Genomic DNA, 15,079 nt, shown 5'->3' on the forward strand with positions numbered 1-15,079 from the left:
CAGCGGCCGCCGCCCGTGTGCGGTCGGCTCGGTGACCGACAGGGAGGCGGTGGCCGGGTGGGTCCCCTCGCGCGGGTGGCCGTGATCGGCGCGGGCACGGTGGTGCTGTCCGCGGTGGCGATCGGCGGCGGGCTGTGGCTGGCCGGGGACGACCCGGGCGTGCCCGAGAGCGGCGACGTCCACGCCGCGGCGCCCGGGTGCGCGGTGGTCTCGGACGCGCTCGTCACCGGCCTGGTGCCCGGCGCGGTCCTGGAGTCCTCCGAAGAGGGCCCCCTGGCCGACGGCGACAGCACCACGTGCTCGTGGTCCTCCGCCGGTCTGACCGAGGGGCCGCAGGGGGTGCTCCGGCTGGACCTGTCCGCCCGCTTCACCGACACCACGGGGGAGGAGCCGGTCACCGGCGCCCAGCGGGCGCGGGAGGCCTACGACGCCCTGGTGCCGGTGCGCGGCGAGGCCGTGGAACTGCCCGCCGGGGAGGGCCGGGTGTGGCGCGGCCAGACTCCGGGTACCGCCGAACTGGCCTTCCCCACCGACAACCTGCTGGTGCGGGTGTCCTACGCGGGGACCTCCGGCACCGAGCCGGTCGACTTCGGAGAGGCCCGGGACCTGGCAGTGGAGTTCGCCGTGCAGCTCGGAGAGGCCCTGTGAGCGACCAGCACCCCGATCCGCGGGATCCCGAGCAGCCCCAGGAAGCCCACCAGCCTCCGCAGTCCCCGGGGGAGCACGAGGCACCGCGGTTCCAGGAGAGCCAACCGTCCCAGGGGCAGCGGGCGCATGAGGCGCCTCAGCCGCAGGAGGCCCAGGAACCTCCGCTAGCGCAGGAAGACGAGCAACCTTCGTCCCAGCGGGAGCACGAGGCACCTCAGTCGCAGGGATCACAGGAACCTCCGCAGCCGCACGAAGAACAGCAGTCGCCTCAGCCATCCCAGGTGGCACAGTCATACGGGCAACAGCAGCCACCCCAGTCCCACGTGCACCAGCACGACCCCACGCAGTCACAGGTGACGCAGACACCGCAGACGCATGGGCAGCCTCAGCAGCTTCAGGGGTACCAACAGCCTCCGCAACCGCAGCAGTCGCACGGTCAGGGCGACTCCGAGCAGCCACAGACGCCGCAAACGCATGGGCAGCCGCAGGGGCAGCAGGGACCCCTGGAATCACATTCGCCACAGTCGCAGGGGCACCAACAGTCTCCGCCGTCTCAGGCACCACAACCTCACGGACAACAGCAGGTCTACCACCCCCACCCGGCCCCGCAGGGGCAGTATCCGCAGCCCCCGGGATCCCCGTGGCAGCAGCCCCACCTCCAGCAGCCCGCGCCCGAGGTGGTGGCCTCCGTCCAACCGCAGAGCCGGGGCTGCGCCACCGCCGCCGTGGTCGCCGCCGCCCTGGTGCTGGTCGTGCTCGCCGCCGGGGCGATCTGGTACGTGGTGGCGCGCGACACCCCGGAGGCGAGCGCCTTCGGGGTCTCGCCCGAGTGCTCCGTCGCCGAGACCGGGACGCTGGACGAACTGGTGCCCGACCACGAGTTGGAGGTCGAGGAACCGGTCGGCGGCCCGCAGGAGGCGTTCGGCTCCGGCTGGCAGTGCCGGTGGGCGACCCCCGGCGGCCCCGGCGAACAGGTTCCGGCCACCGCGACGCTGGTGGCCGTGGCCGCCCCCGACCCGGGCGGCGTCACGACGGCCGCCGACAACCTGCGCACCACCACCTCCCAGTACGACGCGCAGGAGCTGGAAGGCGTCGGCGAGGAGGCGGTCGCCTGGGTCCAGGAGAACCCGTACACGGTCGCCTGCGTCGGCGCCCGGGTGTCCAACCTGTACCTGGAGACCTGTTACAGCCTGGCGGCCAGCTACGACGCGCAGAACCCGGGCGACCGGGAGCGCATGGTCGCGGGCGCCGAGGAGTTCGCGCTGTCCGTGACCGAGGCGCTGCCGGACTCCATCCCCGAGTGAGGCTCCGGCGCGGCTACCAGGCCGTGCCCAGGAACTCCTCCAGCGCGGGCGCGACCTCCTCGGCGAAGGGGCGCTGTTCGTCCAGGACCGTGGCCCCGGGCTCGTCCCGGTAGCGGCGGAAGATGTGGTCGGTGTCGGGGACGTCCACCCGTCCCGCGCCCTCCAGACCGGTCATCAGCCGGTCCACGTCCTGCCGGGACACCTGCGCGTCCCGCTCCCCCCACAGCACCAGCACCGGGGTGCCCCCGGGCAGGTCCTCCGCCAGGTCGACGGGGTCGAAGGCGTCCATGTAGGCCAGGAAGTCCTCGTTGACCGGGGTGTAGACGCCCAGCACACCCCCGCTGGGCATCTCCACCTCGCTGAGCGCACGCCCGGACCTGATCGCGGCCCGTCCGGCGCGGGAGTCCGAGAGGAGCTGGACCACCTGCCCCTCCTCCACCTGGCCCGAGGCCTCGACGGCACGCGCCTGCTCGGTGAGCTGGCGGTCGATCAGGTCGAGGTAGCGCGTACCGGGAGGCGCGGCCAGCACGAGCGCGGGGGAGGGGTGCTCCGCGCCGATGAGATCGTGGGCGCGCAGCGCGTACAGGGCGCCCTCGCTGTGCCCGACGACGACCACCCGTTCGGGGTCCACCTCGGGCTGGGAGACGAGCTCCTCGTAGGCGGCCGCGACCTGCTCGTCGAAGATCACCGGGTCCACCGGCACGACCTCGCCGCCGGGGTCCGGCGTCTCGAAGTCCGGACCGCTGCCGTACTTGTCGTAGCGCAGCGAGGCCACCCCCACCTCGGCGAGCACCCGGGACAGGTTCTGGTTGGTGTTGGCGTTGGGGCGCACGGAGCTGTTGCCGTCGCGGTCGGTGGGACCGCTGCCGGAGATGATGAGCGCGCCCGGAACGGTGCCGGAGACGTCCTGGGGCATCCGGAAGGTGCCGGACACCTCGTGCCCGCCGCCCTCGAAGGCCACCTCGCGCTCGACGCCGCCGACCCCCGGCGCCTCGGCGGCCCCGTCGTCGGCGGGGGCGCAGGAGGCGGTCAACAGGACGGCGCTCGCCGCACCGAGCAGTGCGGTGCGCCAGCGGACGGCGGGGGAGGAGGCACGTGTGAACACCTCCTCAGCCTAGCGGCCCGTGCCGGCCGGCCCCGCGTCGTCCACAGGGGGAAGCGCCCCCGATCCCTCCGAGGGGAGAGGGACCGGAGACGCGGGTACGCGGGGACCTCAGACACGGCGCATGACCGCGACCACCTTGCCGAGGATGGTGGCGTCGTCGCCGTTGATCGGCTCGTAGGCCTCGTTGCGCGGCATCAGCCACACGTGGCCGCCCTCCTCGCGGCGCAGCACCTTGACGGTCGCCTCCTCGTCGAGCAGCGCCGCCACGATGTCGCCGTTGTTGGCGTCCTGCTGCTGGCGCACCACCACCATGTCACCGTCGGTGATGGCGGCGTCGGTCATCGAGTCGCCGACCACGGTGAGCATGAACAGGCGCCCCTCGCCCACCAGCTGACGCGGCAGGGCGAGCACGTCCTCCACCGACTCCTCGGCCAGGATCGGACCACCGGCGGCGATCCGGCCGACCAGCGGCACGGCGGCGGCGCGCGAGAGGTCGATGTCCTCGGGCACCAGGGTCCGCCCCGAGGCGCGACCGGGCGTGCGCAGCTCCACCGCGCGCGGCCGGTTCTGGTCGCGGTGCAGGTAACCCTTGCGCTGGAGGACCTTGAGCTGGTGCGCCACGCTGGACGGGCTGGACAGGCCGACCGCTTCCCCGATTTCCCTTATCGACGGGGGGAAACCCCGCTCCCGGACATAGCGCTGGATGCAGTTCAGCACGCTCTGCTGGCGCGCGGTGAGTTTGGGGGCTTCGGGCGTGGACCCGCCCGTGTTCTCCGTTGGTGCGAGAACGGTGGCGGTGTCTGCGGTTCCGGGATTCTCCTCCGGCACGGCCGGGCCTCCTCGGCATTCGGTTCGGTCAGGGCCTGCTTGTGTGACTGGCCACCCCCGGTCCGCGACCGTGCCGACCTGGGGGTCCACGTGATGGCGAAACCGGTGTGAAATCAAGGTCAACTTTAGTCGTTGCACACGGTGATATCAAACAAGCGTTCGAGGCTGGGGACAATTGCCGTCGCGCGTATTCGCGGACAATTTCCGGCCTGCACTTACGTGTGTACACGCGTTCACGCGCTGTTGTCCCCGGAATGCGCGAACGCGTGTCCGTGACAGCGGTTCCGGCCAGGCGCGGGGGTCTTATCCCGGAGCGCAGGCTCGACCGAAATCCCCGCGACGCCGGGATTCCGACGCCCGCCGCCGGGGCGCGGGGGCTCCGGGCGGCGACGCTATCCTTGAGCGCGGTGCCGGGCCGCCCCCGCAGCGATCCGCCCGCGCCGACCTCCCCGCCCATCCCGCCGCCGCGGACCGCGATGCCGCGCGGCCGTTCGGCCGTGTCCGTGACACGCCCGTGCCAGGGTTGCGGCGGGTCAGGAAGAAGTCTAGGTTCGACCACAACATCTGGTGTGGCGACAGGGGCGATTGCCCAGAAGTTGTGGTTTAGTGGTACCTAAGCGTTGTCGTTCGGTGAGAGAAGCAGGTGAACCAGGGTGCACTGTCCGTTCTGCCGCCATCCGGACACCCGGGTGATCGACAGCAGGTCCACCGACGACGGCGCGGCCATCCGACGCCGCCGGTCCTGCCCTGTCTGCGAGCGCAGGTTCACCACCCAGGAGACCGTCCTGCTGATGGTGGCCAAGCGCTCGGGGGTCACCGAGCCCTTCAGCAGGACCAAGATCATCGCCGGGGTGCGCCGGGCCTGCCAGGGCCGCCCCGTCTCCGAGGACGCCCTGGCCAAGCTCGGCCAGCAGGTCGAGGAGGAGATCCGCGGCCGCGGCCTGGCCGAGGTACCGGCCCACGAGATCGGCCTGGCCATCCTGGGGCCGATGCGCGACCTGGACGAGGTCGCCTACCTGCACTTCGCCAGCGTCTACCGGGGCTTCGAGAGCCTCTCCGACTTCGAGGCCGAGATCGCCAGCCTGCGCCAGGACCGCGAGGCCGAGACCGACGGGGGCGCCGGGGCCGGCGGCCGGAGCGGCGCCGCCACGGGATAGCGCCCCTCGCGGCCGCACCCCGACCGCGTGCGGGGCCACACCACCCCCGGAACAAGGACGCCGGGCACGGTCGGTGACCGTGCCCACGAGTGAGGGGAGACCCGGCGATGACGGAGACCACCAGCGGTCCGGCCGGACGCAAGGGCAAGGGCAACCGCAAGGGGATCAGGGTGAGACGCGTCTTCACCACCCCGGGCACGCACCCCTACGACTCCCTGGAGTGGGAGCGCCGCGACGTCGTCATGACCAACTGGCGCGACGGCACGGTCAACTTCGAGCAGCGCGGGGTGGAGTTCCCCTCCTCCTGGTCGATGAACGCCACCCAGATCGTGACGAGCAAGTACTTCCGCGGCGCGGTGGGCACCCCCGAACGCGAGTGGAGCCTCAAACAGCTCATCGACCGCGTCGTCGGCGTCTACACCGAGACCGGCCGCGAACACGGCTACTTCGCCTCCGCCGAGGACGCCGAGGTCTTCGACCACGAGCTCAAGCACGCCCTCGCCCACCAGCTGTTCAGCTTCAACTCCCCGGTGTGGTTCAACGTCGGCACCACCTCCGCGCAGCAGGTCAGCGCGTGTTTCATCCTGTCCGTGGACGACACCATGGAGTCGATCCTGGACTGGTACAAGGAGGAGGGGATCATCTTCAAGGGCGGGTCCGGCGCGGGTGTGAACCTGTCGCGCATCCGCTCCAGCAGGGAACTGCTCTCCTCCGGCGGGACCGCGTCAGGCCCCGTCTCCTTCATGCGCGGCGCCGACGCCTCGGCCGGGACCATCAAGTCCGGCGGCGCCACCCGCCGGGCCGCCAAGATGGTCGTGCTGGACGTCGACCACCCCGACATCGAGGACTTCGTCGAGACCAAGGCCCGCGAGGAGCACAAGATCCGTGCCCTGCGCGACGCCGGGTTCGACGTCGACCTCGGCGGCGACGACATGTTCAGCGTCCAGTACCAGAACGCCAACAACTCCGTGCGGGTCTCCGACGCGTTCATGCGCGCCGTGGAGAGCGGCTCCGACTTCGGCCTGACCTCCCGCACCACCGGCGGGGTCGTCGCCACGGTGGACGCCAAGGAGCTGTTCCAGCGCATGGCCAGGGCCGCCTGGGAGTGCGCGGACCCGGGCATCCAGTACGACGGCACGATCCAGGACTGGCACACCACGCCCGAAAGCGGACGTATCAGTGCAAGTAACCCATGTTCGGAATACCTCCATTTGGACGACTCGTCCTGCAACCTGGCCTCGATCAACCTGCTGAAGTTCCTGCGCGAGGACGACACCTTCGACGTGGAGCGCTTCACCGCGCTCACCGAGCTGGTCATCACGGCGATGGACGTCTCCATCACCTTCGCCGACTTCCCCACCGAGAAGATCGGCGAGACCACCCGCGCCTACCGGCAGCTCGGCATCGGCTACGCCAACCTGGGCGCCCTGCTCATGGCGACCGGCCACGCCTACGACTCCGAGGGCGGGCGCGCCGTCGCCGCCGCGGTGACCTCGCTGATGACCGGCGCCGCCTACCGGCGCAGCGCCGAGCTGGCCGGGGTGGTCGGTCCCTACGACGGCTACCGGCGCAACGAGCGGGCCCACAAGAGGGTCATGCGCAAGCACGCCGCGGCCAACGACGACCTGCGCACCGTCGGAACCCTGGAGGAGCCGATCCACGCCGCGGCCACCCGCGAGTGGGCCGAGTGCCTCAGGATCGGCGAGCGCAACGGCTGGCGCAACGCCCAGGCGAGCCTTCTCGCGCCCACCGGCTGCCTCACCGGCGACTCCATGGTCACCACCGACCGGGGGCTCGTCCGGCTCGCCGAACTGGGCGACGTCTACGGACCCAGGTGGCAGGACCTCTCCGCCCGGGTCTCCACGGACGAGGGGCCCCGCGAGGCGACGAGGTTCTTCGTCAACGGAGAGGAGCCGACCCGGCGCATCGTGACGAAGGGCGGATACCGGCTCCAGGGCACGCACACGCACCGGATCAAGGTGGTCTCCCCCCGGACGGGTGACTGGGAGTGGAAGCGCTTCGTCGACATCGCCGAGGGCGACGTCGTTCCGGTCCAGATGGGCACCCTGGTCGGGCAGCCCCGCCGTGTGGTGCTGCCGGTCCTGGACCAGGCCTACTACGCGGGAGATCGCGGCCTGTTCGTGCCCGATGCGGTGGACGAGGAACTCGCGGAGCTCGTCGGGTACTTCATGGGTGACGGCAGTCTGCACGCCAAGGGCGTCCGTCTGTGCGTCGCCGACACCGACGAGGACGTCGTCGAGCGGCTGCGCGTCCTGGCCAAGGGGCTGTTCGGCCTCGTGCCCGTGGTGACCGCCATGCAGGGCTACCAGGAGGTCACCCTGTCCTCGGTCCGCCTGGCCCGGTGGTGGAAGGCCGCGGGGTTCGCCAAGGACCTGCCGGGTCAGGGCCACTCCGGCAAGGGCTGGACCCCCCGGGTGCCCTCGTCGGTCCTGGAGACCAACGACCCGGCGGTGTACGCGGCCTTCCTGCGCGGTCTCTTCGAGGCGGACGGCACCGTCCTGGAGGGTGTGCCGAGCATGTCCACCGCGCACGCCTCCTTCGCCGGAGAGGTCCGCACGCTGCTGCTGACCCTGGGCATGGCCTCCACCACGCGCACGACCCGGAGCGGATACGGCGGGGAGTGCCACGTGGTCCGCCTGCGCAACGTCGACCACGCCCTGCGCTTCGACGAGACTGTCGGGTTCCTGGGCGACCGCAAGAACAAGCTCGTCGTCCAACTGGAGCCGGACCGCTCGGCCAAGGGCGACCGGATCGTTCTGCCCCGCCAGGTATGGGACGAGCTGGTACCGGTCGGGCACGCCGCGCGGGGGACGGTCGTGCAGTCGCTGAGGAAGTACGGCGGCGTGGCCCGGCAGCTGGCCTCGGTCATTCACTCCGAGACGCTCGACGGCAGGCTGGGACACGCCCTCGGCTACGTCTTCGAGGAGGTCGGCGCCAACGAGGACGGCGGCGTGCAGCCGACCTACGACATCTCGGTGCCCGACAACGTCACCTACGTGGCCAACGGCCTGGTCAGCCACAACACCATCGGCTTCATGATGGACTGCGACACCACCGGCATCGAGCCGGACTTCTCGCTGGTCAAGTTCAAGAAGCTGGTCGGCGGCGGCTCCATGCAGATCGTCAACCAGGCCATCCCGCGCGCGCTGGGCAACCTCGGCTACCAGGACGAGCAGATCGAGGCCGTCGTCGAGTACGTCTCCGAGAACGGCCACGTCGTGGACGCGCCCGGCCTGCGCACCGAGCACTACGAGGTGTTCGACTGCGCGATGGGGCTCCGCTACATCCGGCCCATGGGCCACGTGCGGATGATGGCCGCGGTACAGCCCTTCCTGTCCGGCGCGATCTCCAAGACGGTGAACGTGCCGGAGGAGGCCTCGGTCGAGGACTTCGAGCACATCTACTTCGAGGGCTGGCGGATGGGCCTGAAGGCGCTCGCCGTCTACCGCGACAACTGCAAGGTGGGCCAGCCGCTGTCCACCGGAGGGACGCGGGAGAAGGAGGCCGGGTCCGAGGCGGAGGCCGTCGAGGCGCCCCGCCCGGTCCGCCGCCGCCTGCCCAAGAAGCGACCGAGCGAGACCACGTCGTTCTCCGTGGGCGGGGCCGAGGGCTACATCACGGCGGGCTCCTACCCGGACGACGGTCTGGGCGAGGTGTTCATGAAGCTCGGCAAGCAGGGGTCCACCCTGGCCGGGGTGATGGACGCCTTCTCCATCGCGATCTCCATCGCCCTGCAGTACGGGGTCCCGCTGGAGACCTACGTGGAGAAGTTCACGAACATGCGGTTCGACCCGGCGGGCATGACCGACGATCCGGACATCCGCATGGCCCAGTCGGTGGTGGACTACATCTTCCGCCGCCTGGCCCTGGACCACCTGCCCTACGAGGAGCGGGCCGCGCTGGGGGTGCTGTCGGCCGCCGAGCGTCAGGCGCAGGTGGCGGGCGAGGACCCCGCGCAGGTCGCCACGCAGGTGGAGTCCTACGCCCAGTCCGCCGCCACCCGCGGGGCGGACGCCCCGGAGGAGGTCCCGGCGGCCTCCGCGCGGGAGCCGCACGCGGCGGCGGAGCGGCCGACCCGGGCGCACTCCACCGCGGAGCTGATGGAGGGCAAGGGCTTCGTGGCGGACGCGCCGCTGTGCGTGACCTGCGGTACCAAGATGCGCCCGTCGGGCAGCTGCTACGCCTGTGAGGGCTGCGGGGCCACCAGCGGTTGCAGCTGACCGGCGCCGGGCGGACGGTCGGGGGAGGGGGCGGAACCGTGTCCCTCCCCGGAGCCCCGGTCCCGCGTCAGCCGCGGTCGAGGTCCCCGGAGGCGGCCGCGACCGAGGCGGTCACGGCGGTCACCCCCAGCACGGCGGGCCAGGCGCCGACCTTCTTCGCCAGCGGGTGGGAGAGCCCGAACGCCCCCACGTACACGCCGGTGAGCGCGACCGCCGTGCCCACCCCCGAGCGGCGGCGCCAGGTCTCGAAGGCCGCGGCGCCGAACGCGGCCAGCACGGCTCCGCCCAGCGGGCGGTTGCCTGTCGTGCGGGCCACCGTGTAGCCGCCGATCAGGCCCGCGGTGGTCAGGACGGAGCTGGGTACTGCGGGCATGGACGGGGTCCCCTCTCGCTGCGGCCGGAGCCGGTGGCTGCGTGTGCCGACGACGTTATCCGCCGTCCGGCGGCGGTGCGATCCGGCCCGCCCGGGCCGGTCTCGGGGGTGAGCGCCCCCGTCACGTTCCGGTCTACAGCCCTGGGTTCCGGACGCGTCTCATGACAGGGTTGGTGCTGTCCGCTACGGCCCCTCGGGTTACGGGACAGGTCCCCACCTGGAACCGGACCGCGGTACGCGACGTCGTAGCCGATAGTTCCCGACCTCCGACCAAGGAGCCCATGCCTATGTCGTTCGCGCAGACCGTGCGCGGCGCGGCCGGTGCCGTCGCCCAGGGGGGCGATCCGCGCCAGGCGGTGTCCGACGCGCTGCAACAGGCCACCGAGGGCGGTGGCCTCGACCCCCGGGACTTCGTCGCCGCCCGTGAACAGGGTGACTCCGTCGGCACCCGCATCGAGCAGAAGAGCACCTCCCTCAACAACGCGGGCGAGGCGATCAACCGCAGCTACTACGAGCGCGGCGACGGCGGGCCGGTCCACGTCATCTGCCCCATGGTCATCCCCCGCGGACGCACCTTCGTGACGATGCTCCCGGCCATCGCGCTGGTGGCCCTCGGTGTGCTGGGCGCCGTCACCGTCCTGGTCCCCCAGGCGGTCAGCGGTGGCAACCCCCTGCTCAACCCCGTCTTCGGCGTCCACTACTGGCTGATCACCATCGCGGTGGCCGTGTTCATGTGGTGGCGCCAGGGCATGGTGATGGTGCCGGAGGGCTGTGAGGCCATCGTCACCCGCTTCGGCAAGATGGAGAACGTCTTCCAGGCCGGGCGGGTCACGCTCTTCAACCCCTGGAAGCGCGTCTCCTACATCGTCAACACCACCCGCGAGTACCCCTTCAACGCGCCGATCCGCTCGGCGCCCACCAAGAGCGGCGTGCAGGCCTCCATCGACCTGTTCGTGCAGTTCAGGATCGTCAACGCCACCGACTTCGTCTACACGCTGGGCGGTGTGAACGGCTTCCAGGAGAAGCTCAACAACGCGATCAGCGAGACCACGCGGAGCCTCATCTACGAGCAGCAGGCCTCGGCCATCTACGACATGGTGGGTGACAACACCCAGAGCCTGGTGGAGCAGCTCAACCGCCAGTTCAGCGGGATCGTGGAGCTGACCAGCGCCAACATCACCCACGCCGAGCCCTCCAACCAGGAGTACCGGATGGACCTGGCGGCGCCGGAGATGGTCCGCGTCGCCAAGGACGCCTACACCTTCGAGTACGAGCTCCAGCTGCGCAAGGAGCAGAACGAGGGCGACCTGAACAAGGAGCTGGCGACCCTCAACGAGACCCTGTCCGCGATCCAGGCCGACATCGCCCAGTACCAGGCGCAGATGGACACCGCCCTGGAGCGCGAGACCAACCGGGCCCGCTCCCTGGCCCACCAGCGCTTCGTCGAGGCCCAGTCCGAGGCCAACGCCAACGCGGCCCTGTTGCAGGCCCAGGCCCTGGACATCCGCGCGGTGAGCGCCGCCGACGCCCCCGAGATCCTCAACTACCGCTTCCGCGAGACCCTCCTGGACAAGCTGGAGGCGGTCGCCGACAGCCTGCCGCAGGTCCTGCGGATCGGGTCGGGCGACGCCGCCAGCGTCGACTACCTGCGCATCGCCCAGGAGATCATCGGCCAGGCCGACACCGCCCTGTTCTCGCAGGAGGACATGGACGCCCTCCGCTCCCGCCTCGGCGACATCCGGGGCCGCATCGCCGAGCGCGAGCAGGAGATCAGCGCTCTGGTGCGAAAGGCCGACGGCCCCAGGACCGAGCCGGGCCGGGGCGAGGACCCGGGGGAGGAGCTGGTGGAGGAGATCCGCCAGTCCGTCTCCGAGCAGGCCATCGACGAGCGCATGTCCGAGGTGCCCCAAGCGCCCCGGGCATCCCAGGAGCCGCACGGTCGGCACGAGGCTCCGCGGGAGCAGGACCCCGCCGGGCCGCCGGTCGACGCGCCGCCGCCCTCGGACGCCCCCCACCGGTCCCTGGAGGACCCGCCCCCGCCGCCGTGGTCGCGCGGCACCCAGGGCTTCGGCCCCGACGAGGGAGGTCAGTAGATGAGCCTGTCAGTGAACGCCGGAGGCGGCTCCAGCATCAAGGAGTCCCTCGCCTCGTGGGGCGACCTGGCCGGTCTGCTGCGCGGCGGAGACCAGGGCGCGATCGTCCCCGTGGTCATCCCGCGCGACAACCGGGGCCTGCGGTGGACCGTCCTGGTCTGGTTCGGCCTCTTCGCCCTGTGCTCGGCGCTGATGATGGCCCTCAACGCCTCGGCGGGCGGGTTCGTCCTCGGGGTCGCCTACGTCGTGCTGGCCGTGCCGACCCTGGTCGTCGGCGTCCTCAGCATCGTCGTGGCGGGCCTGTGGTGGTGGCGCAGCTCGATCATCGAGATCGAGGAGGGCACGCACGGCATCCTCACCAAGTACGGCGCGATCGTGAAGCCGATCGGGCCGGGCCGCCACTACCTGTGGCACCCGTGGTCGCGGGTGGACTTCGTGGTGGACACCCGCACGGAGATCCCCTACACGGCGCCGGTCCTGGCCTGCCCCACGCGGGAGAACGTGCCGCTGAAGTCGATCGAGTTCTTCCTCAAGTTCCAGATCACCGACCCGATCCGGTTCGTGACGATCATCGGCGCGAGCAACTTCGACCTCGTGCTCTCCAGCGCGGTGCAGGACGCCATCCGCCAGCGCAGCCGCCTGGTCAACACCGAGTCCGCCTACGACCTGCGCGGTTCCAACGTCGAGGACATGCGCCGCCTGCTCAACGGGCAGCTGGAGAAGTACGGTGTGCGCATCACCGGCTGCAACATCCCCGACGTGCAGCTGCCCAGCCAGTACCAGCAGCACCTGTCCACCCGGGAGCGGGTGGCCAAGGAGCTGGTGGCCTACGAGCAGGAGTGGGAGCTGACGCGCAAGCGCCGGATCGACACCCTGCTGATGGACATCGAGCGCTCCAAGAAGACCCGTGACGCCAAGATCGTCGAGGTCAACGCCTCCCTCAACAAGGCGCGCAAGGACGTGGCGCAGATGCTGGAGGAGCAGGAGACCGAGGCGCAGCGGGTGCGCTACGAGATCGAGACGCGCGGGCGCGCCGACCTGGTGGCCGCCGAGAACGAGGCGAAGGCGCAGGAGCGCCTGGCCACGGCCTACCGGGACAACCGGGCGGTGCTGGAGTACGAGCTGGCCCGCCGCCGCCTGGATGTGGGCGCCACCCTTGCCGGGCGCGCCCCGCGTCCGGTGGTGGTGCAGACCGAGGCGGGCGCGGGGGACGGTTCGGCGCTGTCGACGCTGCTGACCGCGCAGCTGCTGCCCCAGGTGATGGACGGCCGGGGCGCGCGGACGCCGCTGGGCGGCTCTGGCGGCTCGGGCGGGGCCAGGGAGGTCCTGGACTCCGCGCAGGGAGCGGTCGCCGCGGCCGCCGAGCGCCAGCAGCAGCTGGCCGACGAGTACCAGCGCCAGCAGGGCGCCGCGATGCGCGAGCAGTTCGAGCGCGGAGAGGGGTACGGCGGGCAGGGGCGCCGCTGATCCGGCGGCTCCTGCCCCGCGGGTCGGCCGTGGGGCAGGAGCCGGGCAACAGGGGAGGGGCCCACGACCGGGAGCGGTCGCGGGCCCCTTCTGTGTGCCTTGGGGAAGGGCGTGGACCCTAGCCTGTCCGGTGCTCAGGCGACGGGGGAGAGGGAGGAGTAGCCCCCGGCGATGTCGATCCCGTTCCGCGCGGCGATCTCGACCAGGTCCTCGACCTCGCCCGCCTGCGCGCTGGCCAGGTCGTCGTCGCCGAGCGCGTGGGCGCGGCGCAGCGCGGTGATCGAGTCGTGGATGCGCACGTGAAGGGTGAGCGCGAACTCGCGCATGGGGCCTCTCCTCAGGGTTGGCGGCGCTGCCGGGGAGGGAGGACCTGACGGCTCTCCCCCAGGGGCGTCTCCTTGTGTACCCGGCGAGGGTGAGAGCAGGGTTGGAGGGGGACAAGGACCGGCAAGGTGAGGGTCAGTTTCCGGCGGTGGGAACGCGGCCGCCCGCCGCGCGGCGGCGCGGCGGGCGGGTCACGGGCGCGGGGGCGGTCTAGTGGTTGACCCAGACGTACCAGTCGCCCGACACGTGTTCGTAGATCCTGGAGCCCTGCCCGGGGACGAAGACGCCCTCGGGGATCGGCTCGGTGCTGTGCGCCAGACCCGAGGGGCTGAACAGCCCCGAACCCTCCACCGCGTAGTGGGTGACACCCTCGTACGCCGAGACGCTGCGCAGCGAGTACAGCCCCACCCGTTCCCCGTTGAGCGGGATGGAGGTGCGGCCGTCGGTGTCCTCGCGCAGCGAGAGCAGCTGGTCGGAGGAGGCGCTGATCCGGCTCTGGAGCGGGGCGTCGGCCACGGCCAGGCCGATCGCGGCGGCGGCGATCACCGGCGCGGACACCCAGCGCAGCCAGTAGTAGCGGATCATCGGCCGGGCCACCGCCAGGGCGATGCCCAGGCGCAGCGCGCCCATCCCGGCGAGCAGCAGACCGCCCACCAGGCCGATGAAGAACGTGGGCAGGTGCCCGCCGGGGACGCTGTCCTCGAAGAGCAGGACCAGGCCGACCACGCCGCAGGCGGGGATGTAGAGCCGGCCGGGTGGACGGGAGGCCCAGCTGATCAGTCGCTGGCCGAGCGTCGGCTTCTCCGCGATCTCGATCAGCTTGGCCAGGGACCTGTCAGGGGTCGGGCCGGAAGCTGCGGCGGACATGGCGTTCCCTCCACCGAATCCGTGTCATGGGGACGCGGACCCGCAGCGAACGGGAAGAAGGGGCCGCAGGGGGCCGCGTCACAGTCGATACGGCCGCCGAAGCACGGCCTGCTCCACAGGATAGAGCAGTGGCGGGGCGTGTTCGGGGAGACGCGAGGAAACACCGCCGTCACTCCCTCGGGCCGCGGACGGGTGACGGCGGTGTTTCCGGTGTCGCACGCCGACGCGCGGTGAGAGGACGAGGTGGTCCCAGGACCAGCGTCCGCCGCTCACGGCCATCAGTACGCACACCGCCGTGACCAGCGACGTCGTTCCCCACGAGGAGAGGGGCGCCAGGTCGGGCGATCCCGTCGTGAGGGCGCCGAGCACGGCCGCGACGGCGAGCAGGGGGCCGGTCAGCCATGTGAGCAGGCCCACGGCGAAGGCGATCGAGAGCGCGACGAGCAGGGCGGGCAGCGTCCCGGCGACCGGGGACAGCACGCCCAGTCCGACGGCGTCCAGGTGTGCGGCGACCGCGGCCTCCCGGCCGCGCAGCGCGAGCCCGTACTCGGTGAACACCCACCCGACGCCCACCCGGACGAGGGCGGCGACGACGTCGTAGAGGCGTCCCCGGGAGATCCGTGGCCGCGGGTACGGCCTGGCGCGCTGCATGTCCGCTCCTCCCGGGCGTCC

The 15,079-nt window shown here is 71.6% G+C and carries 13 protein-coding genes; 6 read left to right on the plus strand and 7 right to left on the minus strand.

All coding sequences use genetic code 11. The features are described from left to right. The first annotated feature begins 57 nt into the window (after nt 1–57). Complete coding sequence (locus G011_RS0117605; RefSeq protein ID WP_019609640.1) at nt 58–648, plus strand: hypothetical protein; 591 nt, start codon at nt 58–60, stop codon at nt 646–648. 347 nt (nt 649–995) lie between these two features. On the opposite strand, the gene G011_RS32790 is transcribed toward G011_RS0117605, so the two are convergent. Beyond that, nucleotides 996–1,124: a hypothetical protein gene (locus G011_RS32790; protein WP_255342148.1), complete on the minus strand. Its 129-nt coding sequence runs from the start codon at nt 1,122–1,124 to the stop codon at nt 996–998. 201 nt (nt 1,125–1,325) lie between these two features. Between G011_RS32790 and G011_RS0117610 the strand changes: the two genes are divergently transcribed. Then, nucleotides 1,326–1,952, plus strand: coding sequence for a hypothetical protein (locus G011_RS0117610; protein ID WP_019609641.1), 627 nt, complete (start codon nt 1,326–1,328; stop codon nt 1,950–1,952). Between the two features lie 13 nt (nt 1,953–1,965). Here G011_RS0117610 and G011_RS0117615 read toward each other — a convergent pair whose 3' ends face one another. After that, complete coding sequence (locus tag G011_RS0117615; RefSeq protein WP_019609642.1) at nt 1,966–3,057, minus strand: S9 family peptidase; 1,092 nt, start codon at nt 3,055–3,057, stop codon at nt 1,966–1,968. A gap of 108 nt (nt 3,058–3,165) precedes the next feature. Next, entirely contained in the window at nt 3,166–3,885 is a 720-nt protein-coding gene (gene lexA / locus G011_RS0117620; RefSeq protein ID WP_026338403.1) for a transcriptional repressor LexA, read from the minus strand. A gap of 653 nt (nt 3,886–4,538) precedes the next feature. Between lexA and nrdR the strand changes: the two genes are divergently transcribed. Then, the gene (gene nrdR, locus G011_RS0117625; RefSeq protein WP_026338404.1) at nt 4,539–5,042 is read left to right on the plus strand and encodes a transcriptional regulator NrdR; all 504 of its coding nucleotides are present in this window, start codon (nt 4,539–4,541) and stop codon (nt 5,040–5,042) included. A gap of 107 nt (nt 5,043–5,149) precedes the next feature. Further along, nucleotides 5,150–9,283, plus strand: coding sequence for a vitamin B12-dependent ribonucleotide reductase (locus G011_RS0117630; RefSeq protein ID WP_019609645.1), 4,134 nt, complete (start codon nt 5,150–5,152; stop codon nt 9,281–9,283). 67 nt (nt 9,284–9,350) lie between these two features. Here G011_RS0117630 and G011_RS0117635 read toward each other — a convergent pair whose 3' ends face one another. Then, entirely contained in the window at nt 9,351–9,656 is a 306-nt protein-coding gene (locus G011_RS0117635; protein ID WP_019609646.1) for a hypothetical protein, read from the minus strand. A gap of 287 nt (nt 9,657–9,943) precedes the next feature. Between G011_RS0117635 and G011_RS0117640 the strand changes: the two genes are divergently transcribed. Together G011_RS0117640 and G011_RS0117645 are read left to right on the plus strand one after the other, a co-directional pair. Then, nucleotides 9,944–11,749 (plus strand): SPFH domain-containing protein, encoded by a 1,806-nt coding sequence (locus G011_RS0117640; protein ID WP_019609647.1) that lies wholly within the window; start codon nt 9,944–9,946, stop codon nt 11,747–11,749. After that, nucleotides 11,750–13,216 carry an SPFH domain-containing protein gene (locus G011_RS0117645; protein WP_019609648.1) on the plus strand — a complete coding sequence of 489 codons (1,467 nt, stop codon included), beginning with the start codon at nt 11,750–11,752 and terminating at the stop codon, nt 13,214–13,216. Nucleotides 13,217–13,350: 134 nt separating this feature from the next. On the opposite strand, the gene G011_RS0117650 is transcribed toward G011_RS0117645, so the two are convergent. The 3 genes from G011_RS0117650 to G011_RS0117660 form a co-directional block, all read right to left on the minus strand. Further along, nucleotides 13,351–13,542: a hypothetical protein gene (locus G011_RS0117650; RefSeq protein WP_013154335.1), complete on the minus strand. Its 192-nt coding sequence runs from the start codon at nt 13,540–13,542 to the stop codon at nt 13,351–13,353. Nucleotides 13,543–13,750: 208 nt separating this feature from the next. Then, entirely contained in the window at nt 13,751–14,407 is a 657-nt protein-coding gene (locus G011_RS0117655; RefSeq protein WP_013154334.1) for a hypothetical protein, read from the minus strand. A gap of 78 nt (nt 14,408–14,485) precedes the next feature. After that, entirely contained in the window at nt 14,486–15,058 is a 573-nt protein-coding gene (locus G011_RS0117660; RefSeq protein WP_019609649.1) for a DoxX family protein, read from the minus strand. Nucleotides 15,059–15,079: the final 21 nt, after the last annotated feature.

This window comes from Nocardiopsis sp. CNS-639, assembly GCF_000381685.1.
Taxonomy (GTDB): Bacteria; Actinomycetota; Actinomycetes; order Streptosporangiales; family Streptosporangiaceae; genus Nocardiopsis; species Nocardiopsis dassonvillei.

Bases quoted from the DNA above. Each gene is read 5' to 3' on its own strand.
- G011_RS32790 (WP_255342148.1), bottom strand. From the start codon at position 1,124: ATGCGTTTGCGGCGTCTGTGGCTGCTCGGAGTCGCCCTGACCGTGCGA.
- G011_RS0117630 (WP_019609645.1), top strand. From the start codon at position 5,150: ATGACGGAGACCACCAGCGGTCCGGCCGGACGCAAGGGCAAGGGCAAC.
- G011_RS0117635 (WP_019609646.1), bottom strand. From the start codon at position 9,656: ATGCCCGCAGTACCCAGCTCCGTCCTGACCACCGCGGGCCTGATCGGC.
- G011_RS0117640 (WP_019609647.1), top strand. From the start codon at position 9,944: ATGTCGTTCGCGCAGACCGTGCGCGGCGCGGCCGGTGCCGTCGCCCAG.
- G011_RS0117645 (WP_019609648.1), top strand. From the start codon at position 11,750: ATGAGCCTGTCAGTGAACGCCGGAGGCGGCTCCAGCATCAAGGAGTCC.
- G011_RS0117650 (WP_013154335.1), bottom strand. From the start codon at position 13,542: ATGCGCGAGTTCGCGCTCACCCTTCACGTGCGCATCCACGACTCGATC.
- G011_RS0117655 (WP_013154334.1), bottom strand. From the start codon at position 14,407: ATGTCCGCCGCAGCTTCCGGCCCGACCCCTGACAGGTCCCTGGCCAAG.
- G011_RS0117660 (WP_019609649.1), bottom strand. From the start codon at position 15,058: ATGCAGCGCGCCAGGCCGTACCCGCGGCCACGGATCTCCCGGGGACGC.